Source organism: Roseibium sp. 10G30-5, assembly GCF_055809635.1.
Genome location: NZ_CM147918.1, coordinates 3,107,273 through 3,129,931 on the forward strand (window position 1 = coordinate 3,107,273; position 22,659 = coordinate 3,129,931).

General features: G+C 56.4%; 15 protein-coding genes and 4 pseudogenes. 9 read left to right on the forward strand and 10 right to left on the reverse strand.

Annotated elements, in window-relative coordinates; translation table 11 throughout:
* Window positions 1-82: 82 nt before the first annotated feature.
* The 5 genes from dxs to AC0L7U_RS15790 form a co-directional block, all read right to left on the reverse strand.
* Complete coding sequence (gene dxs / locus AC0L7U_RS15770) at window positions 83-1,981, reverse strand: 1-deoxy-D-xylulose-5-phosphate synthase (protein WP_473691983.1); 1,899 nt, start codon at window positions 1,979-1,981, stop codon at window positions 83-85.
* Between the two features lie 333 nt (window positions 1,982-2,314).
* Window positions 2,315-3,511: a helix-turn-helix transcriptional regulator gene (locus AC0L7U_RS15775; RefSeq protein WP_473691985.1), complete on the reverse strand. Its 1,197-nt coding sequence runs from the start codon at window positions 3,509-3,511 to the stop codon at window positions 2,315-2,317.
* A gap of 249 nt (window positions 3,512-3,760) precedes the next feature.
* Window positions 3,761-4,024: an exodeoxyribonuclease VII small subunit gene (locus AC0L7U_RS15780; RefSeq protein ID WP_473691987.1), complete on the reverse strand. Its 264-nt coding sequence runs from the start codon at window positions 4,022-4,024 to the stop codon at window positions 3,761-3,763.
* Between the two features lie 169 nt (window positions 4,025-4,193).
* Window positions 4,194-5,120, reverse strand: coding sequence for a histone deacetylase family protein (locus AC0L7U_RS15785; protein ID WP_473691989.1), 927 nt, complete (start codon window positions 5,118-5,120; stop codon window positions 4,194-4,196).
* Window positions 5,121-5,533: 413 nt separating this feature from the next.
* Window positions 5,534-6,529, reverse strand: coding sequence for an L-threonylcarbamoyladenylate synthase (locus AC0L7U_RS15790; protein WP_473691991.1), 996 nt, complete (start codon window positions 6,527-6,529; stop codon window positions 5,534-5,536).
* Window positions 6,530-6,748: 219 nt separating this feature from the next.
* Here AC0L7U_RS15790 and AC0L7U_RS15795 point away from each other — a divergent pair.
* A pseudogene (locus AC0L7U_RS15795) lies at window positions 6,749-8,553 on the forward strand (acyl-CoA dehydrogenase).
* A gap of 92 nt (window positions 8,554-8,645) precedes the next feature.
* On the opposite strand, the gene AC0L7U_RS15800 reads toward AC0L7U_RS15795, so the two are convergent.
* Together AC0L7U_RS15800 and AC0L7U_RS15805 are read right to left on the reverse strand one after the other, a co-directional pair.
* Window positions 8,646-9,650: a DnaJ C-terminal domain-containing protein gene (locus tag AC0L7U_RS15800; protein WP_473691993.1), complete on the reverse strand. Its 1,005-nt coding sequence runs from the start codon at window positions 9,648-9,650 to the stop codon at window positions 8,646-8,648.
* A 155-nt stretch (window positions 9,651-9,805) separates the two neighbouring features.
* Window positions 9,806-10,306 carry an RT0821/Lpp0805 family surface protein gene (locus AC0L7U_RS15805; protein ID WP_473691995.1) on the reverse strand — a complete coding sequence of 167 codons (501 nt, stop codon included), beginning with the start codon at window positions 10,304-10,306 and terminating at the stop codon, window positions 9,806-9,808.
* A gap of 70 nt (window positions 10,307-10,376) precedes the next feature.
* Here AC0L7U_RS15805 and pdxH point away from each other — a divergent pair, with 70 nt between their 5' ends.
* Entirely contained in the window at window positions 10,377-11,012 is a 636-nt protein-coding gene (gene pdxH / locus AC0L7U_RS15810; RefSeq protein WP_473691997.1) for a pyridoxamine 5'-phosphate oxidase, read from the forward strand.
* A gap of 34 nt (window positions 11,013-11,046) precedes the next feature.
* Here the strand turns inward: pdxH and AC0L7U_RS15815 are convergent, their stop codons facing one another.
* Both AC0L7U_RS15815 and AC0L7U_RS15820 read right to left on the reverse strand, forming a co-directional pair.
* On the reverse strand, window positions 11,047-12,024 hold the full coding sequence (locus tag AC0L7U_RS15815) for a CorA family divalent cation transporter (RefSeq protein WP_473691999.1): 978 nt from the start codon (window positions 12,022-12,024) through the stop codon (window positions 11,047-11,049).
* Window positions 12,025-12,159: 135 nt separating this feature from the next.
* On the reverse strand, window positions 12,160-12,336 hold the full coding sequence (locus tag AC0L7U_RS15820) for a hypothetical protein (RefSeq protein ID WP_473692001.1): 177 nt from the start codon (window positions 12,334-12,336) through the stop codon (window positions 12,160-12,162).
* A 289-nt stretch (window positions 12,337-12,625) separates the two neighbouring features.
* Between AC0L7U_RS15820 and AC0L7U_RS15825 the strand changes: the two genes are divergently transcribed.
* Complete coding sequence (locus tag AC0L7U_RS15825) at window positions 12,626-13,597, forward strand: hypothetical protein (protein WP_473692003.1); 972 nt, start codon at window positions 12,626-12,628, stop codon at window positions 13,595-13,597.
* A 50-nt stretch (window positions 13,598-13,647) separates the two neighbouring features.
* Here AC0L7U_RS15825 and AC0L7U_RS15830 read toward each other — a convergent pair whose 3' ends face one another.
* Entirely contained in the window at window positions 13,648-14,532 is an 885-nt protein-coding gene (locus tag AC0L7U_RS15830; RefSeq protein ID WP_473692005.1) for an MBL fold metallo-hydrolase, read from the reverse strand.
* Between the two features lie 316 nt (window positions 14,533-14,848).
* On the opposite strand from AC0L7U_RS15830, the gene AC0L7U_RS15835 reads away from it, so the two are divergent.
* From AC0L7U_RS15835 to phoU, 6 genes and pseudogenes are all read left to right on the forward strand, one after another.
* Window positions 14,849-16,171: an ATP-binding protein gene (locus tag AC0L7U_RS15835; RefSeq protein ID WP_473692007.1), complete on the forward strand. Its 1,323-nt coding sequence runs from the start codon at window positions 14,849-14,851 to the stop codon at window positions 16,169-16,171.
* A 984-nt stretch (window positions 16,172-17,155) separates the two neighbouring features.
* Window positions 17,156-18,190: a substrate-binding domain-containing protein gene (locus tag AC0L7U_RS15840; protein ID WP_473692009.1), complete on the forward strand. Its 1,035-nt coding sequence runs from the start codon at window positions 17,156-17,158 to the stop codon at window positions 18,188-18,190.
* Window positions 18,191-18,258: 68 nt separating this feature from the next.
* Window positions 18,259-19,728, forward strand: coding sequence for a phosphate ABC transporter permease subunit PstC (gene pstC / locus AC0L7U_RS15845; RefSeq protein ID WP_473692010.1), 1,470 nt, complete (start codon window positions 18,259-18,261; stop codon window positions 19,726-19,728).
* Window positions 19,725-21,076: pseudogene (gene pstA / locus AC0L7U_RS15850) on the forward strand (phosphate ABC transporter permease PstA). The gene pstC and the pseudogene pstA overlap by 4 nt, the downstream one beginning before the upstream one ends.
* 23 nt (window positions 21,077-21,099) lie before the next feature.
* Window positions 21,100-21,889, forward strand: a pseudogene (gene pstB / locus AC0L7U_RS15855) (phosphate ABC transporter ATP-binding protein PstB).
* A gap of 33 nt (window positions 21,890-21,922) precedes the next feature.
* Window positions 21,923-22,632 (forward strand): annotated as a pseudogene (gene phoU, locus AC0L7U_RS15860) (phosphate signaling complex protein PhoU).
* Window positions 22,633-22,659: the final 27 nt, after the last annotated feature.

Here is a 22,659-nt window from a genome sequence, read left to right on the forward strand (position 1 = left end):
TGAAAGTCAATGCTCAAACGTTTCGCACATCCAGCTGTTGTGCGGGTTGTGTTCGACGCAGATACACCCGAAAGGTGGCCGGTCAGCGCTCCATATGCAGGGCTGTGAAGACTTGTTTGCAGATCCCGTCGGCAGAAAGGCCTGCGTCTGCATACATTTTTTCCGGCTTGTCATGGTCCTGAAAGACATCGGGCAGGGTCATTGTGCGCACCTTGAGGCCATTGTCGAGAAGTCCCATCTGCGCCAACGTCGAGAGAACGTGACTGCCAAAGCCGCCGATTGAGCCTTCTTCGATCGTCACGAGAACTTCGTGTTCGCGCGCCAGACGGCTGATCATGTCAATGTCCAGCGGCTTGGCAAAGCGGGCATCGGCCACGGTGGTCGACAAGCCGGCGCGGTCCAGATCTTCTGCTGCCGTCAGACATTCCTGAAGGCGCGTGCCGAAAGACAACAGGGCGACTTTCGTGCCCTCACGCAGAATGCGGCCTTTGCCGATTTCCAGAACCTGACCGTATTCCGGCATGTCGAGGCCAACGCCTTCGCCGCGCGGATAACGGAAGGACAGGGGACCTTCGTCATAGGCAGCGGCTGTCGCCACCATATTCTGCAATTCGACTTCATCTGCTGCCGCCATAACGACAAAATTCGGCAGGCAGGCAAGAAAGGCTGTGTCGAACGCGCCCGCATGGGTGGGGCCGTCTGAGCCCACGAGGCCCGCGCGATCAATGGGAAAGCGCACGGGCAGCTTTTGAATGGCCACATCATGCACGACTTGATCGTAGCCGCGTTGCAGGAAGGTTGAGTAGATGGCTGCGAAAGGTTTGAAGCCTTCCGTCGCAAGACCGGCAGCGAATGTCACAGCGTGCTGTTCGGCAATGCCCACATCGAAGGTGCGCTTGGGGAACAGCTCCTGAAACAGATTCAGGCCGGTGCCATCTGGCATGGCCGCGGTGACGGCGATGATCTTGTCGTCTTTCTCTGCTTCCTTGATCAGCGACTTGGCAAAGACGCTTGTATAGGAGGGCGCATTGGCTTTGGGTTTGGACTGTTTGCCGGTGACAACGTCAAACTTTGCAACGCCATGATACTTGTCCTTGGCGCCTTCCGCGGGGGCGTAACCTTTGCCCTTCTGGGTGCGCACATGTATCAGAACAGGTCCTTGGTGCATGTCGCGCACGTTCTTCAAAACGGGCAGCAACTGCTCCATGTTGTGGCCATCGACCGGGCCCACATAATAGAAGCCGAACTCCTCGAACAGCGTGCCGCCTGTCCAGAAGGCGCGGGCGTATTCTTCAGCACGTGCGGCCTTTTCCTGCAAAGGCCGAGGCAGGGTGCGGGCGAAATTCTTCGCCGCGCCGCGCAAAGACTGGTAGGTCTTGCCTGATACCAGTCTTGCAAGATAGCCGGACATGGCCCCAGTTGGTGCTGCGATCGACATGTCGTTGTCATTCAGAATGACGATCAGCCGAGAGCCGAGATCCCCGGCATTGTTCATCGCTTCATAGGCCATGCCCGCAGACATTGCCCCATCCCCGATCACTGAAATCACGTTGTTGGTGCCGCCCGCCAGATCGCGTCCGACCGCCATGCCGAGACCAGCGGAAATCGAGGTCGACGAATGGGCCGCCCCAAAGGGGTCGTAGGGACTTTCGGTGCGCTTTGTGAAGCCGGAAAGTCCATTCCCCTGACGCAGCGTCCGAATACGGTCGCGGCGCTCGGTCAGAATTTTGTGTGGGTAGCACTGGTGTCCGACATCCCAGATCAGGCGGTCGGCAGGCGTGTTAAACACTGCATGCAGGGCCACGGTCAGTTCCACGACGCCAAGTCCCGCTCCAAGGTGCCCACCGGTTTCCGAAACAGCGTCAATCAATTCCGCGCGCAGCTCGTCAGCAACCTGTTGAAGCTCGGCTTCAGGGATGCGTTTGAGGTCGGCAGGAGAGTAGATTGAATCGAGAAGAGGGGTGGAAGGTTTGGAAGACACGCGGCTTTGGGCTCCAAGTGAATTTAACGCTGCAGCCTTACACCAAGCACTTCGAGTGCGCAAATACACTCTTGCCAGTCCATGCTTTGCGCTCTTTGCGGGCAAGGGGCAAATATGTGCAAAAAAAGCATGTGAAAAGAAATTATCGGCATAATTATCAAGATGTCACCCATGTGGGTGATGCATTTTTCAATGAATTGGCATAAGTGTCTTCACGTGGTCGATGGGGCCACGTGCACAGTGAACAACTAGGGCCGCTTCTGCGGCCCTTTTTTTATGTGTTTCAATGGATTGCGGATCATATGTCGCAGAGCGGAAGGGCTCTTCTGGTGATCAGGAGCCCGGCGTCTCCAACAGCGGCAGTAAGCTCGTAACAAGCATGACCAGTTCCAGCTGTGAGTTCGTACCGGTCTTGTCATAGATCCGGCGCAGGTGCGTTTTGCCGGTGTTGCGCGTGATATTGAGCTCGTCGAGCGCTGGCGGCAGGGCCTTGTGGACCATCAGGGCATGAACCAGCGCGGCTTCGCGGGGCGATAATGTGAAAGTTTCTTGCAAAAAATCGATGAGCTGTTCTGGAAGCGACGTTTGCTCATGGACATCGATCAAGAGGTAGCGCGCTGTCGAAAAATCAGTCCGTAAGGGTCTGATACGGATGCGACAGAGCTGGCCGGATGCGCGGTGCAGAATATGGCTTGATCCACCGCTCTCCCCATCTGATCCCAGCCGGTCGCTGGCAAAGGAGGGCGCTGCCGTTGCCAGATAGGTCAGGGATTGCGAAACAGAAGAATCAAGCGCTTCGACATTCCCGTCTTTCAATGCAAACACATCCTCGTAGGTAAACAGCTCATAGCAGGGCGGTGATTGCGCCAACAGTTGCAGGCGGCTGTCGAGCAAAAAGGCGGCGTGTTCCTGTGCAGCAACAGCAACGCTGAAGGCATCACAACTTGGGTCGCTCTCCAGATTTTCGGCTTCGATACGCAGGGTGGCAGATATTGTTCGCCGAATTTGCGAAAATTGCCCTAGCAGCTGTCGGTTCTGGCTCTGTGCAATTGCTGCGTCGTTACTGTCAGGATCCGCGTCGCCTTCAGGAGCGGCGCGCGGCCCGCAAACGACAAGGATTGTACGATTGTCTTCCCGAAAGACCGGGCAGGCCAGAACCTGATGACTGGCGATTTCTGTCTCCGGTGCCCAGTCCTCTGGAATGCGTTCGACATCGGTTTCATTTTTGTCGTTCAGGTCAAACGCATAGACAGCCTGGTTGAGGGATGACTTGACTAGGAAGGTCAGCACGTTGACCGAGGCCATCCGCAGCCGGGTATCGGCCAGCTTATCAACCATCGGACGCGCGTGGGAACTTGGAGAGTATCGACCGGTTGAGATGATGCCGCTTTGAAATTCAAGCAGATAGAGTGATCGTCCGAGAATGTTGCCGGCAGCCTCTAGCGCTTTGGGCCAAAGACGACGATTTGCAGCACATTTGTAGATGTGCTCCAGCGTTTCAGCCTTCTTTCGTTCAACATCAGCTAGCATGCTAAGTACAATTACGGAGTCTCATCGAAGGGTCTTCTGACGGATAACACAGAAAAAAGCATTTTCGTCTCTACAAATTCAAATTTCAGCGACTAAAATGAACCTGCGAGCGAAAAAGGCACTCTTTAAGCCAGATTTGCCGCCACCCACAATATTTCAGGGGCTTTGGGGCGGTCTTTCTTAAAACGCGATGCCGCCGCACGAGCGGAGTGAAGGTTCAGACGCGGTGACTGGTGCCCGCCAATTTCATCAGGGGTCCTGCGGATCCAGGCTTGTGGTGCCGGAAGCCTGTCCATCTTGCGAAGAGATCTGGATTTTCTCAACTTTGGCTTCGGCGGCTTTCAGCAGACTGTCGCAATGGAGGCGCAAGGCAGAGCCGCGCTCGTACATTTCAATTGAACGTTCAAGCGGAACATTGCCCTGTTCCAGCTCGCGCACAATAGTCTCCAATTGCTTGAGCCCATCTTCAAAGGACAGGGCAGAAACATCGGCGTGCGGCGCTTGGTCGGTCATGTCGTGAACTCATGCTGGTGGCAGGTGGGGAATGGAAAGCCTTGTGAGACTGACCGGGCGACCGGGAGTCGTCAAGTTCTCCCGTGCTGGCATCCGGGGCTGTCCTCAGCAGAATGCAGAATGTGCGCCGTTCTGGCCATTCGTGTCAGACTTTGAAAGGGTCCACATCCTAAGTCATCAGTGCATGAATATGGGCGGCCGCAGACTTTGCCAAGGCTTCCAGATCGTAGCCTCCTTCCAGAATGGAGACCAGTCTGCCATCGCAGGTGGTGTCGGCGATCTCCATCAAACGGCGGGTGATCCAGACGAAATCCGCCTCGACAAGGTTCAGTCCGCCAAGCGGGTCGCGGCGATGGGCGTCAAATCCGGCGGAGATCAGGATCAACTCCGGGGCATGTGCCTGGACACGTGGCAAAATGTGATCCTGTATCACCTGACGAAACTGTGGTCCAGCGGCGCCGGCAGGCAGAGGCGCGTTGAGTGTCATACCGAAGGCTCCGGTCTCCTCCGCTTGTCCGGTCAGCGGAAAGATCTGGTCTTGATGCGTAGAACAATAAAGAACATGCGGGTCATTCCAGAAAATGTCCTGTGTGCCGTTGCCATGATGCACGTCGAAATCAACGATGGCGATGCGCTCAAGCCCATGCACAGCCTGTGCGCGGCGCGCTGCAATCGCCACGGTATTGAAGAAGCAAAACCCCATGGCGCTGTCGGGGCCTGCGTGATGCCCGGGCGGACGTGCTGCGACAAATGCGTTGCGGGCCGTCTTCTGGAGAACCTCATCCACTGCCTGACAGCCCGCACCAACAGCCCGCAGGATCGGATCCCACGACGTTGGCGATAGAAAAGTGTCAGGTCCGATGCCGTGAAACCCTTCCGTTGGGATCAACGTCTGCAAGTGGTCGATATAGGAGACGGGGTGGACCCGCGTCATGTCGTCTCGTTTGCCAAGCGGCGCCATTTCGCGCTGGAGCAAGTGGAATGTCTCATTCTCCAGCAGGCGGTCCAGCGCGCGCAGGCGGTCGGGTCGCTCCGGGTGACCTTCCGGCACAAGATGATCAAGAAAATGCGGGTGATGCAGAAGAAGCGTGGACACGGGACATCCGTTCGACAGGGTCAGGAAAGACATTTCTGTCAGTCATGCCTGTTTCGTCTTTCCTGTCAAATTGCAAGGGAGAGGATTGCTTCTGAAGCGCGCAACAAAAAAGGGCGATCCGAGGATCGCCCCAGTAAGGTGCGGGCTGCATATGTGCCCGAGGGGAGGTCAGAAGCAGAAGATATCTTCTTCGACTTCAAAACTATTCGATTCTGAAGTGCTAGGTCCAGATTGAATAAGATTTAAGATGTGCAAAATATAAATTTAAAAGAGCATTGAATGAATACTTGATATTTATCTGAAGTGTAAAAATGCGGATGCCGGGTCTCTGCGTAACTGCCTGTTGGCTTGGGGGCGTCGTTACGTGCAGACCCATAAATGTGGTTCAAATGATCGAAGTAAAGTTCCGTACCCTAGGGGCGTGGGGCTGCTGCCCGGCGCAGGCGGTCGTTGATGGCTTCGCCAAGGCCTGTCTCCGGAATGGACTGCACGCAGATCGTTTGTGGCCCATCGGCATCCAGCCTGCGAAGCGCCTGAAACAGGTTGGCCGCAGCTTCATTCAGGTTGCCGGACGGGCTGAGGTTGAATTGTGCGGATGCCTTGTCGGCATGGGGGAGTGGGGTTGGGCCAAAGGCAAGCAGCGCATCACCGGTATGCACTTCGTTGGCATCAAGACGGACGCTTGCTCCGGGCGCATAGTGCGAGGACAACATGCCAGGTGCCTGCGGGGCTTGGGGATTGTCTGTCGCCTCCTGCAGCAACAAAGGCCGACCAAGGACGTCTTCGATTGCCTGTCGCGGAATGCCGCCGGGGCGTAACAGACGCGGCTGATCATCAAGAACGGCGACAATGGTGGATTCAATGCCAACCGGTGTCGGGCCTGCGTCGATCAAAAAAGTCAGTGCGCTGCCCAGATCGTCCTGCACGGCATCTGCATCCGTGCCGCTGACCTTGCCGGAAAGATTGGCGCTTGGGGCCGCCAGCGGCAGGCCGCTTGCGTGTGCCAGAAAACGCATGATCGGCCCGGACGGCACGCGCAATGCAACGCTGTCGAGACCGGCGGTTGCCAGATCGCAGATCGTGGAACTCTCGCGTTTGGGCACAACCAGTGTGAGGGCTCCCGGCCAGAAAGCATCTGCCAGCAAGTGGGCCAGCCCATTGAAATGGCCATGCAACAGCGCTTCTTCCGTGCTGGCGACATGCGAGATCAACGGATTGAATTGTGGACGTCCCTTGGCCGCATAAATTTTGGCGCAGGCCTCGGGCGATGTAGAGATAGCGGTCAGCCCATAGACGGTCTCGGTCGGTACGGCCACAAGATCACCGTTGCGCAAGGCCTGGACCACAAGATCGGCTTCTTCTGCGGTTTTCCAGGTCTCATCGGACAGATCAATTGTCCAGCGTTCCATCCGTGTCATCTCCAGGGGCAGACCTTTCAGGCGCATTATAGCGGCCTGATGTGGCAACAGGGGTGTTTGACGTTAACGTAAAGCGGGCTAGAATTGCAGTGCCTGTTTGTCTTTGCGTCTCTCGCTATGCCTTTTGCGGTGCACAGGCTCTGAGGTCAAGCACACACGCAGAACAGTTGTCTCGGGAGGATACGAATGTACCGCGCACCCTAGCAGGAAATCATCTTCACCTTGAAAAATGTGTGCGGGTTGGACGACCTGCGACAAGCGCAGGCCCATGCAGGTCGTGACGTGTTGGAGGATGACCTGCTCGAAGCAATTCTGAAAGAAGCCGGACGGTTCGCAGCTGACAAAATCGCGCCGCTAAACAGCCCAGCTGATCGAACCGGCGCACGGCTTGAAGACGGCAAGGTGATCACATCGCCTGGGTGGAAGAAGCTGTATGCAGCCTGGATTGCAGGGGGTGGAATGGTGTTGGCGCGCCGGAGCATCTTGGCGGACAGGGATTGCCGATAATGGTGTCGATGGCGCTGATAGAAATCTGGAATTCCGGCAGCATGGCCTTTGCCATTGGTCCGACTCTGACGATGGGAGCAATCGACGCACTTGCGGCACATGCCCCAGATGACATTAAGGCCCTCTATCTGCCGAAGCTGGTGTCGGGGGAGTGGATGGGCACGATGAACCTGACGGAACCGCAAGCAGGTTCGGACCTTGGGGCTTTGGCGACACGGGCCACCCGCGCGGCAGACGGAAGTTATCGCATCACCGGCGAAAAGATCTTTATCACCTACGGCGATCATGACCTGAGTGAGAACATTCTCCATCTGGTGTTGGCGCGTCTGCCGGATGCACCAGCGGGCACGCGCGGCATTTCACTGTTTCTGGTGCCAAAGAGGTTGATCCAGCCAGACGGCAGCATGGGGCAGGTCAACGATCTGCACTGCACCGGTCTGGAGCACAAGATGGGCATTCATGCCTCGCCCACCTGTACGATGCGGTTTGGCGAGGCCGGGGGCGCTACAGGTTGGCTCATCGGTGAAGAGCACAAGGGTCTTGCCTGCATGTTCACGATGATGAACAGAGCGCGCCTTGCTGTCGGACTGCAAGGCGTTGGGGTGGCAGAACAGGCCCGTCAGAAAGCCTTGGCTTACGCACTGGAACGTCGTCAGGGGAAGGTGCAGCATCAAAATAAGGCACTGGGTGCTCGCGACGTGGCCAAGGCAGAAGACGGAATGTCTCCCATCGCCGCGCATCCGGATGTGAAGCGGATGCTCTTGGGCATCACCGCCCGCACTCAGATGGCGCGTGTTCTGTGTTACGCCTGTGCCAATGCTCTCGATCGGGCGCAATTGGCGGCGACCTCGGACGAGGTGGCTCACTGGAATGATCGTGCGCATTTGCTGACGCCGGTGGCCAAGGCACTGGCGACCGATTTTGGCGTCGAAGCGGCCTCTCTCGGCATTCAGGTTCATGGCGGGGCAGGCTATATTGAGGACACTGGCGCGGCGCAACTGCTGCGCGATGCCAGAATTGCACCGATCTATGAGGGCACCAATGGCATTCAGGCCATTGATCTTGTGCTGCGCAAATTGCCGCTTTCTGAAGGGCGTGCCATCAAAAGCCTGCAAGATGAAGTCAAGGAGATCGCAGACGCTCTGGAGCAACGGGGCGAGGAGATGGATGGCTTGCAGACGCGTAGGCTTTCCGCTGCCTTGAGGCAAGCTCTTGGCCATCTGGACGAGGCGGTGAACTGGTTCGCAGTACAAAAGCGTGATGGTGCAACACATGCTGCCTTGGCCAGCGCGACACCGATGTTGCGCCTTTTGGGGGTGGTTTACGCGACCGCTTTGCTGGCGAAGGGGGCGTTGACCAGTCCGCCGCCGCACAAGAGGCGGCGAGTGACGGTGGCTCTTTTCGCCGCGCACAGTCTTTTGCCGGAGACATGTGCGTTGTGGGGTGACATTCGCAGTGGCAGCGACGCTATTCTGGCGTTTGATCCGGTTGCAGACGCCGACCTTTGATCGCGCCTTGTCGGGAGGTGCCGGTCAAGAAAAAAGGCCAGCCTTGTGAGGCTGGCCTTTAGATCGTTGTAGAACAGACGTCGCAATCGACCTTAGTCGAATTCCGGTCCCCGTGCCCGGTAAGGTGTTACGTCATGCCAGGCCTGCATCAGCTTTTCCAGCTCGACATCAGCTTTGGCCGGGAGCACGATCTGTAAGTTGACCAGCAAATCGCCGTGTCCGGTCTTTGTTGGCAGACCTTTGCCCTTGAGACGCATCGTGCGATCGCCGGAAGAGTTCGCTGGAATGGTGAGATTGACCGCGCCAGTCAGCGTTGGCACACGGATTTTTGCACCCAGAACGGCTTCATACAGCGTCAGCGGCAGGTCGAGGATAATGTCGTCGCCGCGCACTTCAAACAGGCGGTGCGGCTTCAGATGCACTTCCACCACAGCGTCGCCAGCAGGGCCGCCGCTCTGCCCGGGGTAACCCTGACCGCGCAAACGGATCTTTTCGCCACTGCGGGTGCCTGCCGGGATGGTGACATTGACCGTCTTGCCAGAGGGCAGGGTCACGGCCGTCTTGCCATTGGTCACAACATCTTCAAGCGACACATAGGCCACAATGTCCGCGTTTTGTCCGCGACGGGAGGCCGCCGCATGTGGCCCGCCAGCGCCTGGGCCTGCAGCCCCAGGCCGGGGTCCTGTTGGGCCGGCCTGACCGCGTCGGCCACCAAAGCCGCTGAACAGGTCATTCAGAATGTCGTCGAAGCCACCGCCACCAAAGGCACCGCCATTGCCACCGGCAGCCCCGCGGAATCCGCGTGCGCCAGCGCCAGCCTGACCTGCGTCATCAAAGCCGCCGAACCCTTCAAAACCATGAGACTGAAAGCGTGGCTTACCTTCGGCATCAATCTCGCCTTGATCGAATTTGACGCGCTTTTCCTTGTCTCCAACGATTTCATAGGCCTGGTTCACTTCCGCGAACTGTTGCTGGGCTTGCGGGTCATCCCGGTTCTGATCCGGGTGATACTTCTTGGCAAGCTTGCGAAAGGCCTTCTTGATCTCGGCCTCGTTTGCCGATTTGGCAACGCCGAGGACGCTATAGGGGTCTCGCATGTCTTGTTAGTCACCGAATTTGAGAATATGCGCCCGAGAGGACATCGGACACCTTGTCATATTTGCACTATATATTGTGCTTCAGCCGCTAAATTCCAAGGACTTCTGGAGGTTTCCAGAGCCAAAAACACGTCTTTTTTACAAGTGGGTTAAAGTCAGGCGTCGACTGGCGTCAACTGGGTGATCTTCAGCCCGGCATCGCCTGCCTTGCAGGCCAAGCCGTTGTAGACGTGGATCCCCGCAATCGTGTTCGCTGTGGTCTCGAAATTGACGCAGCCGGTTTGGGCCATGGCCAGACGATCAACGTTTTTGATCGTGCCGGAATTACCACTTTCAGGGTTTTTCCACTGTAGATGCGGCGGCTCGTCCTGATCCTGATAGGCGGTCGCCAGGTTGGCGTCATCCGGCGATGAGGCCACCAGACCGATGGTATAGGCGATGATTTCGCGGTCCTGGGTGTCGATGTCCTGCGCGGCAATCTTGGTTTGTGCCGGAATTGAGCCAGTGATGAGCTGAGTGTCGCTTGCCTTCTGGTCGGAGAACGATCCGCCGTTGATTGCGCAGCCGGACATCAGAAGACCGAGCGCGATCAGACCAATTGTCTGAAGACGCTGGATATTGGCGCAGCCAACGGTATATGACTCAGTCTGACACAAATTACATGGCCTTGAATGCGTGAAGTTTGGCGCTTCGGGCTCCCCACCAGGAACGACCGGCAGGCAGAACATGAGCAATCAAAATCCTTCCGCAAAAGAGTTAATAAAGCGTGACTTTACGGAATCTACGGATCCGTTTGAATTGTTTTCGCAATGGCTTGATGAAGCCGGCGAGAGTGAATTGAACGATCCGAACGCTCTCTCGCTGTCAACTGTCGACCGCGATGGATTGCCAAATGTACGTATAGTCCTTCTTAAAGAGCATGATAAGCACGGTTTCGTGTTCTATACAAATTTCCAGAGCACCAAGGGTCAGGAGCTGTTGAGTGCCCGTAAGGCTGCCATGTGTTTTCACTGGAAATCACGGCGCCGTCAGATCCGTATTCGCGGGACTGTCTCCACCGTGAGTGAGCAGGAGGCCGACGCCTATTACCATTCCCGGCCGCGCCGCAGCCAACTGGGTGCTTGGGCTTCGAAGCAGTCCAGTTCGCTGGAAAATCGTCAGATTCTGGTGGATGAGGTGACTCGGTTGAGCGAACAGTACGGCGAGGGTGAAATCCCGCGACCGCCGCATTGGTCTGGTATGCGATTGAAGCCGCTGTCGATCGAGTTCTGGCAGGATGGCGAGTTTCGTCTGCATGACCGCATCGTTTTCACCCGTTTGAGTGAAAACGATGCGTGGAGCAAAGAACGCCTTTACCCGTAAACGACTTGTCGTGACGATGCGGCATTGCGCCTGATCAGAGCAGCCTATGGTCAGTTTCAGCATGACTCAGGCTGAAACTGACACAGGCTGCCATCAGAAACAGGGAGAACGGAAAGCCATAGAGCCAGTTCAGTTGCGGCATATGCTGGAAGTTCATTCCGTAGATCGAGGCGATCAGGGTTGGCGGCAGAAACACGACGCTGACAATCGAGAAGATTTTCGTCATCTGATTCTGCTCCAGATTGACCAGCCCGATGGTGGCGTCGAGTACAAAGGCCAGCTTGCTGTCCAGCGCATCGCCGTGTTCCTTGACCGAATGGACGTCGTTTGCCAGCCCTTTGTAGAATTCTGTTTGGGCTGAGGTCAGCGACACCAATGTGCCATGTGTCTGCAAATAGGTCATTAAACGCGAAAGATTGGCGCAGACTTCGTGCAGCTTGGTGACCTGAATGCCGATTTTGCCCTGCATCCGGATGGCTTCCTGATAGATGCGTCGCTTGCGGGCTGCGATGCCTTCAATGAACACCTGATGCGACATCTGATCAAGGCGGTACGACGCCGCTTCCATCATGTCGGCGGTGCGATCGACAATGACTTCCATGATCGTCGACATGATGTCGAGAGGGCTTGAACCAAGGGTGGTGTCGGTCAGGAGGGCCTTGCTGGCGACGGATACGGACTTTGAAGCGCCATACCGCAAGGTGACGAGTTTGCCCTTCGTGACCATGAAGGTCATGGTTGCAATTTCAGGGTCGGGGTTTTCAATGGCGCCCGGCAGCAGGGCGCTCATCACCAGGCCGTTGGCGCTGGTGGTAAAGCGGTCGGATAATTCGAAAGATGTCATTTCATCTTTGGGTGGTATGTCCAGACCGGTGATGGATTTGATTTGCTCAAGTTCATGCGGGCCGGGCTGCTCGACATCAATCCAGACGGCATCCTGCGGGACTGAGTCGCCCGGATACAGGTCCTGACGGTCCAGAGTGCCAGCGCCAGCGCGATAAATGACGATCATCAATGGGTCTCCAAGTGCGATTCGCACTCAGAGTGCCACTATCCGCTAGCATAAGCCAAGAGTGCTTGAGACCCTTCTCAGCTCACATCGCTCACCTCGCCCGGAAGCTCCGGGAGAGGTGTCTTTGGAGAGATTTCAGCGCTTCGGCAGATCGCGACGCTTGGCGTCGGGGGCCGGTTTGTTGCAGGTCGTCGCCGCATTCAGGGCGGCAATACCCACTGGCTTGTATTGCTCGGCCAGGGCAGTTTTGGCTGCCAGCTTGTTCCGGAGGGGAGGCTTCATCTTCAACTCTGCCATAATCAGCTCTTTCAAGGGTTAGGTCCGCAGGGTCGACTGCTACCGCCTTGTCCATAAATGTGTATCTGCGCGGCCAGTCATATGCCACAAACCAGGTTGCAACGCGCCTCTCACTATACGAGGCGCACATTCAGGATCCAGTCAAATTGGTTAACTCTATGTTACGCCAAACTGTTTCTTGTGTTCTTGCCAGAAATTCCTGCACAACGCATATCGTCTTGGCAGCTTTGGCTGGTGTTTGATGAAAGACTGAGCTTATCTGCCACACGGATTGTGTAGGAGTTGGGGAAAAGGATGCGGGGGCATGAAGCTGTTTCCTGAATACGAGACGGGGCTGGGTCGACTGAGTCGTTTCGTTGGAGCGATCGGGCTGACCGTCGCGCTTCTGGCTCTGGTTGGGTTTCGGGTGCATTTGCTGCAACTTGACACGCTTTTTGCCTCGCTTTGGGTGGCGCTGTGTCTTGGGGCACTTGCTGTCATCATCTCCTTCATTGCCTTCAACCGGGTTTGGGTGTTTGGCGGTAGGGGGGCAGGTGCCGCGCTTGCGGGGTTTCTTTATGGTGTTGTTTGTGCGGTTCCCGGCGCGGTGTTGTTGATCCCGCCTTTGCTTACCCCGCAGGTGGCCACTGTGTACACGGAGAACGGCGCTCAGCTTTTGCAGAAAAGAGCTGCAGGTCCAACCGGGGGAGAGGTTGTTCAGTTGATGAGCCCTGATGCGACGCAGCAGGTGTCCCCTGTCAGCGATGGCGGTGACAGCGAGACCTCCGCACAGGAGCAATCCACCGGAACCGGCAAGCCCCCTGCAGTGATTGAGACGGAGGCCCCCGATACGTTGCGGCCCAAGCGCTATCCTGTCGAGCCTGCGACCCTGCATGACGCGGCCAAATTGGCATTGAAACATCTGGGATGGCAGATCACTGCCGAGGTGCCGCCCGATTTGCCTGATGCGCCGACCGAATTGAGTGTCAAGCGTCACAGTCTGGTTTTCGGCTTTGTTGATACGATCCGGTTGCAGGTGCATTCGGTTGGCAGTTGGTCGCGGATTGACGCCAGTCTCACGTCACGAATGCACCCCTTATGGGAACCCACACGCATGGATGTCTTGCGCTCTTTCTACGCCGAACTGGATAGCGTTCTGGCGCGGACCTATGGCGGCGTGGAGGGGGAAGAGATGGTGCCCTCTGGCAATGGCGAAATCATCATTTATGACGATGGCCAAAAGCAGGAGATCGCGCCAGCACCTGCCTTGCCCATGCCAGCGGTCAAGCCGCGCTGAGTTTCAGGCTTCAAAGGTCTTTTTGATGCTGTGCAGCGATGTTGGATGGTTCAGGTCCGCTGAAAGCGTGCGGTGAGATCCAGCGTCGGGTCAGCTTTGACAAGCGTGCGGGCCACAAGGTCTTCCAGGTGGGCGAAGACGGACAGTCCAGCGGCGGCGTGTAGATGCTGTGGGAGGTCCTGATAAATTGCCTGAACCAGTGCATCGATTGTGGAGGCTCCGCCGGCCAATTCGCGTAAAATGTCGGCCTCTCGTTCCAGCCGGTGTGCTTTGAGGGCGTGCATATAGGATCTGGCTTGCAGAATTGCCGGTCCATGACCGGGCAGAAACATCCTCTCAGGCCGTGCTTGCAGCTTTGCGAGAGAGGCCATGTAGTCGCTCATGTTGCCATCCGGCGGCGCAACGCTGGTTGTTGACCACGCCATGACATGATCGCCGGAAAACACGATGTCGGCACGCGTCAGGGCAAATGAAAGATGGTTGGCGGTATGTCCCGGTGTGGTGATCGCCTCAAGGGTGACACCGCCGAGCGAGACCATCTGCCCATCTTGCAATTGCTCATCCGGCATGTGATCGAGGTCTGAGCTGTCAGGTGGCTCCATGTCCGGGCGTGTTGTCATATGCGGGCCACAGCCCAGAATGGGGGCACCGGTTTGGGCTTGCAGAAGCCGCGCGCCGGGCGAATGGTCCTTGTGGGTGTGGGTCACGAAAATTGCATCGATCGGCATACCGTCACATGCGCGCAGAAGAGCGTCGATATGCTCCGGGAGATCAGGACCGGGATCAATTACGCAAAGCGAGTTCTGGCCGATCAGATAACTGTTGGTGCCGAAGAATGTCATCGGTCCGGGGTTGTTTGCAGTCAGACGGCGCACGCCGGGAACGATCTCGACGGGCGTCCCATAATGGGGCGAGAAATCACGGTCGTGCTGCATGGTTCTTCCGGATCCGTTATCGGGATGGCCGGCACAAGGTCGGCACATTGTCGGTCCCAGATGGCTCTTGGAACCTCGTATGAATGTGCATCACATTTCGGCTGGTTGAGAGGCGACGTCAAGTCGTGGTGTGACGCTCAGGCAATATCCGTTTGTTGGTAAGGAGTCTGTTAGTTTGTTTCGTCGTCCAACTGTCATAAAAGAAATGCTAATAAGACAGTTCGTTTACTTGCGTCTGTCGCCGTCGCCCTTTTTGTCACGTCGAATTGTACTGCACCAGACGAGTTCCATGCCCCGCGACAGCCATTAAGATATCATGACAGACCCAGCAAACGAGTCCGGTTCGGACACGCCAACACCCGCCCGCCCATCATGGCGGAGATCCCCAATATATGCAGCGCGTTGGACAATTGTCCTGTCGGTTGCTGCTGCGGTTGCCGGGTGTATTTTTTATGATATTCCCTGGTATCAAGCGGTTATCGTTGCTTTGCTGCTATCGGTCACGGGGGTCGTCGGGCGTCGCCGCAGCGTGTCGCGTCGCATTCTCGCTGGAAGTCGTCCCAAGATGTCTCTGGTGTGGCCGTCGACCGACATGAAAGCCGTGGTTGAAGGCTTGCCTATGCCTTGTCTTGTCACGGACGGGCGCGGTATTATGCGTTTCCTCAACAAGGCAGCGATGCGGAAGTTCGGGATTGCCCGGTTGGCCGAGCCGTTGTCCTTTACCCTGCGCACGCCGGCATTGCTGGAGGCGTTTGATCGGGTGTGCGAAACCGGCAATGCGGAGCGTATCAGTTGGTCAGAAAAGGTACCGACCGAGGCGTGGTTTGAAGCCGACATCGTGCCCGTGCATATTCCGCGCCTGGGCAATCGGACGTCGGATGCCAGTCAGTCGGATTTCGTCATGGTGGTCATTCAGGACCAGACCGAACAGCGCCGTCTGGAACGCATGCGAACCGATTTTGTGGCCAATGCGAGCCACGAGCTGCGCACGCCTCTGGCATCTTTGACGGGGTTTATTGAAACTCTACAGGGGCCTGCGCGCGATGATCCGACGGCGCGGGAGCGGTTCTTGCAGATCATGCTTGATCAGTCTGCTCGGATGCGCCGCTTGATTGATGACATTCTGTCCCTGTCGCGCATTGAACTTCGTGCCCATGTTCGCCCGAGCCAAGACGTCAATCTGGTTGAGATTGCCCGTCATACCCGTGATGCCTTGTCGCCTATGGCGCGTGAGAGCGAAATGGACATTCGACTGAATTTCGAGACGGCTGAGGCGCTGGTCAAAGGCGAGCGGGACGAGTTGATCCAGGTCGTTGAAAATCTGGTTGAGAATGCTTTGAAATACGGCAGTCAGGGTAAGTTCGTTGACTTGAAGCTGGAGCAGGATGCCGATGGCGGATGGCGTTTCAGTGTGCGTGATTACGGCGTTGGTATCTCTGAGGAGCATTTGCCACGTCTGACCGAGCGGTTTTACCGCGTTGATGTGGCGTCCAGCCGCAGCATGAAAGGCACCGGTTTGGGACTTGCCATCGTCAAGCATATTTTGACTCGTCACCGGGCCCGCCTCGAAATTGAAAGCACGCCGGGCGAGGGTGCGCAGTTCTCGGTCTATTTCCCGCCGAGCGAAGCGTCCGCCTGATTTCAGGCGCGCTCGCTTGGTCGATCTTTGAAGCCGACCCCATCAAGTTTGATCCGGATTAGAACCGCTGAAGCAGGTATTCTCCGCACTCGCCTTTGGTCAGCGCGTCGCCGATACAGGTTCGCCAACGGCAGCGATGGGCGCTGCCGTATCCTCTGGCGCTATATGAAAAGCTGGCTTCCATAGGCAGTCTCCGGTGAAAAGCGGTCTTTGGTTCCGTCTGACTGCTGAAACATGATCTATGCGCACACTTCAGGTTGGTGGCGTCCCTTGGCCACTTGCTCCTCTGGGCAGGACCGCTGTCGGCATCGTAGCACCCTCGTTTTCTCCCTTGAACCTCATCGCCTGAGCGGCCGTGCTGCGATGCTCGCTGCATGCATCAAAAACTCACGCATGTATCGGCCCACACACCAGGGTGGAGTGGTGGGTCTTGGTGGCATTTTGTGATCAAACGGAACCTTGGATGTTAACGCGAGCTCTGTCGCTCTAGTCGCGGCCGAGGCACGGCAGCGGGTCCGTGATGAACTCTTCTTCACGAGAATATGAGTGCCCGGGCTCTTGTGGTCGTGGGTGGTTTGGCGTTTGTAGAGCCAGATTATCAGGACTGTTGTTTCTACCGATAAGGGGTTCAGAGCGCTGCTCACCTCAACGGGTGTCCTTACCCGTTTTAGAAATATTCAGACAAATAAGATGTCATTTTTATGTATTTTTGACGATGAAACATGCTGTCTTCGCTCCTGAAAAGCGACAGAGGCTGGCATGAAGAAATTTGTCATGAAAAACCTTTCTCAGCTTTCCAGAAAATCAATATTTTTGAAATATACTATATTTTCCATATCTTTAGACCGTCATAAAACTGATATATATATGCCATAAAACTCTCACCCGACGAGACTAGGTTCGAAGCCGTCGACGGCAAGAGATGTTGCCGAAGCGAAAGACAAGTTCGGAAACTTATACCTTCAATCCAAAGGGAGTGATCAGGTGAAATTCACATCATTCGTAAGCGTTGCTGCCATCGCCGTTGCGGCGACTACTGTTGCTGGCGCCGCTCAGGCTCGTGATCAGATCCAGATCGCAGGTTCCTCGACGGTTCTGCCTTATGCCTCCATCGTTGCTGAAGCTTTCGGCGAAAACACCGACTTCCCGACCCCGGTCGTTGAGTCCGGCGGGTCGTCTGCAGGTCTGAAGAAGTTCTGCATGGGTGTTGGCGAAAACACCATCGACGTTGCAAACGCATCGCGCGCTATCAAGTCGTCGGAAATCGAAACTTGCGCCAAGAACGGCGTCAAGGACATCATGCAGGTTCGTATCGGTTACGACGGCATCGTCTTTGCTTCCGACGTCAACGGTCCGAAGTTCGCTTTCACACCGGCTGACTGGTACAAGGCAATCGGCGCAAAGGTTCTCGTTGACGGCAAGCTTGTCGACAACCCGAACAAAAGCTGGAAAGAAGTCAATGCTGACTTTGCTGATCAGCCGATCATGGCCTTCATTCCAGGCACCAAGCACGGCACACGTGAAGTGTTCGAGGAAAAGGTTCTGGCAGCTGGCTGTGAAGCAAGCGGTGCAATGGAAGCAATGGTCAAGTCCGGCATGGACGAGAAGGCCGCTTCCAAGGCTTGCATGAGCGTCCGCACGGACGGCGTTGCTGTCGACATCGACGGCGACTACACCGAAACACTCGCTCGCATCGCGTCCAACAAGGATGGCATTGGCGTTTTCGGTCTGGCTTTTTACGAAAACAACACAGACAAGTTGCAGGTCGCAACGATGTCCGGCGTGGTTCCGTCGACTGAGAGCATTGCATCCGGCAAGTACCCTGTGTCCCGCCCGTTGTTCTTCTACGTCAAGAAGGCGCACATCGGCGCCGTTCCGGGCCTGAAGGAATATGCTCAGTTCTTCGTATCCGACGAAATGGCTGGTCCTGAGGGTCCGCTGGCACAGTACGGTCTGGTTTCCGACCCGAAGCTGGCTGACACTCAGAAGGCTATCGCCGACGAAGAAACGATGAAGTAATCGCATAATGTTGAGAGGCGGCAGTCAGCCGTCTCTCTTTTTTGTCCTGTACCCAGGTGACGATCTTCATGTCTTTGCTCCTGCTAGTCATCATCTTGCTTTGCCTGTCTGTGGCAGGGAATATCCTCGCCCGGGCGAAAGCCTTGCGGTCTGCAGGCAGTGATCCACGCAAGTTGCACTCCAGACCGGTATACTATGGATGGAACGCAGCTCTCAGCGTGCTGGTCCCCTCTCTTGCCGTGTTGGCTGTCTGGCTGATCGTTCAACCAATCGTCATCAACGGCAACATCAGTGACATGGCGCGCGACAGCGGCCGCAGCGCGGGCCAGCTCAGTCTGGTCATGAGCGATGTGCGACGTGTGGCAGCCGGTCTTGATGTGGCGGTGGCGCAAGGGGCAATCAGTGCTGACCAAGCCGTGTCCAATACGCTCGATTCCACCACATTGCGCGGGACGCTTGGTTCATTGGGTGTTGCTCTGGCATCGGATGTTTCACCAGAGGTGCTCAAGGACGCACAGGCATATCGGGCCCAAACGATCACCGGCAACATCCTGAGAATGATTGCCGTTTTGCTGGTGGCAGTTGCGGGTCTTTATTGGGGACTTCGAACGGCTCGTGCTGATTTTCGGTCGCGACGCGCGGTTGAGCACGTCGTCCTCGGGCTGCTGATCTTTTCGGCCAGTGTGGCCATTCTCACGACAGTGGGTATCGTCTGTTCGCTGATCTTCAACACCATTGAATTTTTCAAGGTCTATCCGGCTGCCGATTTCTTTTTCGGCCTGACCTGGAGCCCGCACTTTGGTGGCGGCTCGGAACTTGGCATTCTGCCGCTGTTGTGGGCGACAATGTACATTTCCTTGATCGCACTGGCTGTTGCCGTGCCGATCGGTCTGTTCGCCGCTATTTATCTGGCCGAATATGCGTCCTCCGGCGTGCGCGCTTTTGCCAAGCCGATGCTTGAAGTTCTGGCCGGCATTCCGACCATCGTCTACGGTCTGTTTGCACTGCTGACAGTGGGGCCATTTCTGGTCACCATCTTCGGTGGCGACGGAGTTTTGGGTCTTGACTGGATGCGCGGCGGCACTGCCGTCATGACAGCAGGTCTGGTCATGGGCATCATGCTGGTGCCCTTTGTCTCCTCGTTGTCTGACGACATCATCAATTCGGTTCCTCAATCGCTGCGCGATGGCTCGCTGGGCCTTGGCGCAACCCACTCGGAAACCATTAAGCAGGTGATCCTGCCAGCGGCTTTGCCCGGTATCGTTGGAGCCATTCTTTTGGCTGCCTCACGGGCGATCGGTGAAACCATGATCGTCGTCCTGGGGGCCGGGGCCGCCGCGCGTCTCAGTCTCAATCCCTTCGATGCCATGACAACCGTGACGGCGAAAATCGTCAGCCAGCTTACTGGGGATGCAGACTTTGCGTCGCCTGAGGCTCTTGTCGCCTTTGCTCTGGGCATGACGCTCTTTGTCATCACCCTCGGGCTCAATATCATCGCTCTTTATATCGTGCGCAAATACCGGGAGCAGTACGAATGACGGATACAGGTCTTCCCGCTGGCGCCATGCCAGCCTCCCGTCGACCGGCGACAGTTGCAAAGTCTCTGCTTGCGGTCGATGCTCACACCCGCAAGCGGCATGCTTCCGAGCGTCGCTTTCGTTTCTATGGGCTGGCGGCGGTTCTGGTAGGCTTGCTGTTCTTGGCAATCCTTTTGTCTGCGATCCTGTCGAACGGCCTGACGGCGTTTCAACAAACCTTCATCGAAGTCTCGGTGCCGCTCAATCAGGGTGAAATCGACAAGGCCGAGAAATCCATCCTCAAGACCTCTAAATACCGTGACATGGTGATTATCGCGCTGCGGAAGGAAATGGCGGCCAAGGGCATAGAGACGACGCTGTCGAACAAGGATATGCGCAAGATCATTTCTGGTGGTGCCGGTTCCACGTTCCGCGATTTTGCACAAGCCAATCCGGACAAGATAGGGCAGACGGTCACTTTCGATCTGCTGACGACCTCGCGCGTTGATGGCTACATCAAGGGCCGTGTGGCGCGCGAGAATCTTGAGCGGGACCCCAATCTGGATGTGGCGCACCTCGATTTGGTCGACAAGCTGCGTCAGGCAGGGATCATTACCGAGCACTTCAACTGGCAGTTCGTGTTTGGCTCCGATGCGTCGGACAGCCGTCCTGAACAGTCTGGCATCGGCGTGTCGATGGTTGGATCGCTCTATATGATGCTGGTCGTGCTTCTGCTGTCGCTGCCAATTGGCGTTGCCGCCTCGATTTATCTCGAGGAATTCGCGCCCCAAAACCGGCTGACCGATTTGATTGAGGTGAATATCGCCAATCTGGCAGCGGTTCCCTCAATCGTATTCGGGATCCTCGGTCTGGCGGTGTTCATCCAGTTTGCACATTTGCCGCAGTCGGCGCCGCTGGTTGGCGGACTGGTTCTGACGCTGATGACCTTGCCGACAATTATCATCTCGACCCGTGCGTCGCTGAAAGCGGTGCCGCCCAGCATCCGCAGTGCCGCACTGGGCATTGGGGCCTCCAAGATGCAGGCGGTATTCCACCATGTGTTGCCGCTGGCCATGCCCTGGCATCCTGACCGGCACGATCATCGGGTTGGCACAGGCGCTTGGCGAAACAGCGCCGCTGTTGCTGATCGGTATGGTTGGTTTCATCGCCTCGGAATACCCAGGCAATGCACTCGAAGGGTTCATTTCTCCCAACTCTGCCATGCCGGCGCAAATCTATGAGTGGGCCAAGCGCGCCGACCCTGCGTTTTATGAGCGAGCGTGGGGGCATCATCATTCTTCTGGTGGTCCTGATGACCATGAACATCGCCGCGATCATCCTGCGTCGCAAGTTTGAACGTCGTTGGTAAGAAAGGTCGTAAAGATGAATAATATGTCTGAAGCCACTGAGGCCATTGCCATGAGCAAGCATAAGATCCGCGCCGAAAAGGTTCAGGTGTTCTATGGCGACAACCATGCCATCAAGGACGTCGACCTTCAGATCGAACCGCAAACGGTGACCTCCTTCATCGGTCCGTCAGGGTGCGGCAAGTCGACCTTCCTGCGGTGTTTGAACCGGATGAACGACACCATCAACGGCTGTCGCGTTGAGGGAGATATCCTCATCGACAACGAAGATATCTACGATCCGAAGGTTGATCCGGTGCAGTTGCGGGCGAAAGTCGGCATGGTTTTTCAAAAACCAAACCCTTTCCCCAAGTCGATTTTCGACAATATTGCCTATGGGCCTCGGATCCATGGACATGCCCGCAAGAAAAGCGAACTGGACGAAATCGTTGCCTCCAGTTTGCAGAAAGCAGGCCTGTGGAATGAGGTCAAGGATCAGCCTGGATGCGCCGGGAACCGGGCTTTCTGGCGGTCAGCAGCAGCGCCTTTGTATCGCCCGCGCCATCGCTGTGAGCCCGGAAGTCATCCTGATGGATGAGCCCTGTTCAGCACTCGATCCCATCGCCACGGCAAAGGTGGAAGAGCTGATCGACGAGTTGCGTGAAAATTTTACAATCGTCATTGTCACACATTCGATGCAACAAGCTGCAAGAATATCTCAAAAGACAGCTTTCTTTCATATGGGCCATATGGTTGAGATGGGGGAAACCCAGGATATCTTCCATAACCCGAGAGATCAGCGAACCCAGGATTATATCACCGGGCGCTTCGGTTAAGGAGCTGGCTTAGCGAAAAAGGACGAAAGTGAAATGGCAGAACATACAGTCAAATCGTACGATGACGAGCTCAAGGCGCTCGCCGGACGCATTGCTGAAATGGGTGGCATTGCTGAGGAAATCACCTCGCATGCCGTCTCCTCTTTGGTGAAGCAGGATCTTGAGCTTGCCGAGGTGACGATTTCCAGGACGGGAAGCTTGATGATTTGCTGCATGACATCGAAATGCGTAGTGTCATGGTCATCGCGCGCCGCCAGCCCATGGGGCAGGATCTGCGCGAAATCATGGCCGCCGGTCGCATTGCCAACGATCTGGAACGTGTGGGCGACATGGCCAAGAACATCGCCAAGCGCGTGATCGCCATGGATGCTGGCCTCAAGTCGCAGAAGCTGGCGATTGGTGTTGAGCATATGACCGAATTGGCGCTGTCACAGCTCAAGTCGGTGCTGGATGCCTACACCCGCAAGGATGCGGAACTGGCACGTGAAGTCTGGACCCGCGATGCGGAAGTTGATGCCATCTACACCTCGTTGTTCCGCGAACTGCTGACTTACATGATGGAAGATCCCCGCAATATTTCGCAGTGCGCGCATCTGTTGTTCTGTGCCAAGAACATTGAGCGCATTGGCGACCATGCGACGAATATCGCCGAGAATGTTTTTTACATGGCGAAGGGAGAGCGCCTGGGTGATGAACGCCCGCGTGTTGATGAGACCGGGGTGGAAGACCGAGAAGAAGTCTGATGGCTGGGGAAGGGGTCCCCAAAGCCA

Coding starts and splice junctions, on each gene's coding strand:
- pdxH (WP_473691997.1), top strand. CDS start 10,377: ATGAGCAATCAAAATCCTTCCGCAAAAGAGTTAATAAAGCGTGACTTT.
- AC0L7U_RS15800 (WP_473691993.1), bottom strand. CDS start 9,650: ATGCGAGACCCCTATAGCGTCCTCGGCGTTGCCAAATCGGCAAACGAG.
- AC0L7U_RS15775 (WP_473691985.1), bottom strand. CDS start 3,511: ATGCTAGCTGATGTTGAACGAAAGAAGGCTGAAACGCTGGAGCACATC.
- AC0L7U_RS15835 (WP_473692007.1), top strand. CDS start 14,849: ATGACAGACCCAGCAAACGAGTCCGGTTCGGACACGCCAACACCCGCC.
- AC0L7U_RS15815 (WP_473691999.1), bottom strand. CDS start 12,024: ATGATCGTCATTTATCGCGCTGGCGCTGGCACTCTGGACCGTCAGGAC.
- AC0L7U_RS15825 (WP_473692003.1), top strand. CDS start 12,626: ATGAAGCTGTTTCCTGAATACGAGACGGGGCTGGGTCGACTGAGTCGT.
- AC0L7U_RS15780 (WP_473691987.1), bottom strand. CDS start 4,024: ATGACCGACCAAGCGCCGCACGCCGATGTTTCTGCCCTGTCCTTTGAA.
- AC0L7U_RS15790 (WP_473691991.1), bottom strand. CDS start 6,529: ATGGAACGCTGGACAATTGATCTGTCCGATGAGACCTGGAAAACCGCA.
- pstC (WP_473692010.1), top strand. CDS start 18,259: ATGTCTTTGCTCCTGCTAGTCATCATCTTGCTTTGCCTGTCTGTGGCA.
- AC0L7U_RS15830 (WP_473692005.1), bottom strand. CDS start 14,532: ATGCAGCACGACCGTGATTTCTCGCCCCATTATGGGACGCCCGTCGAG.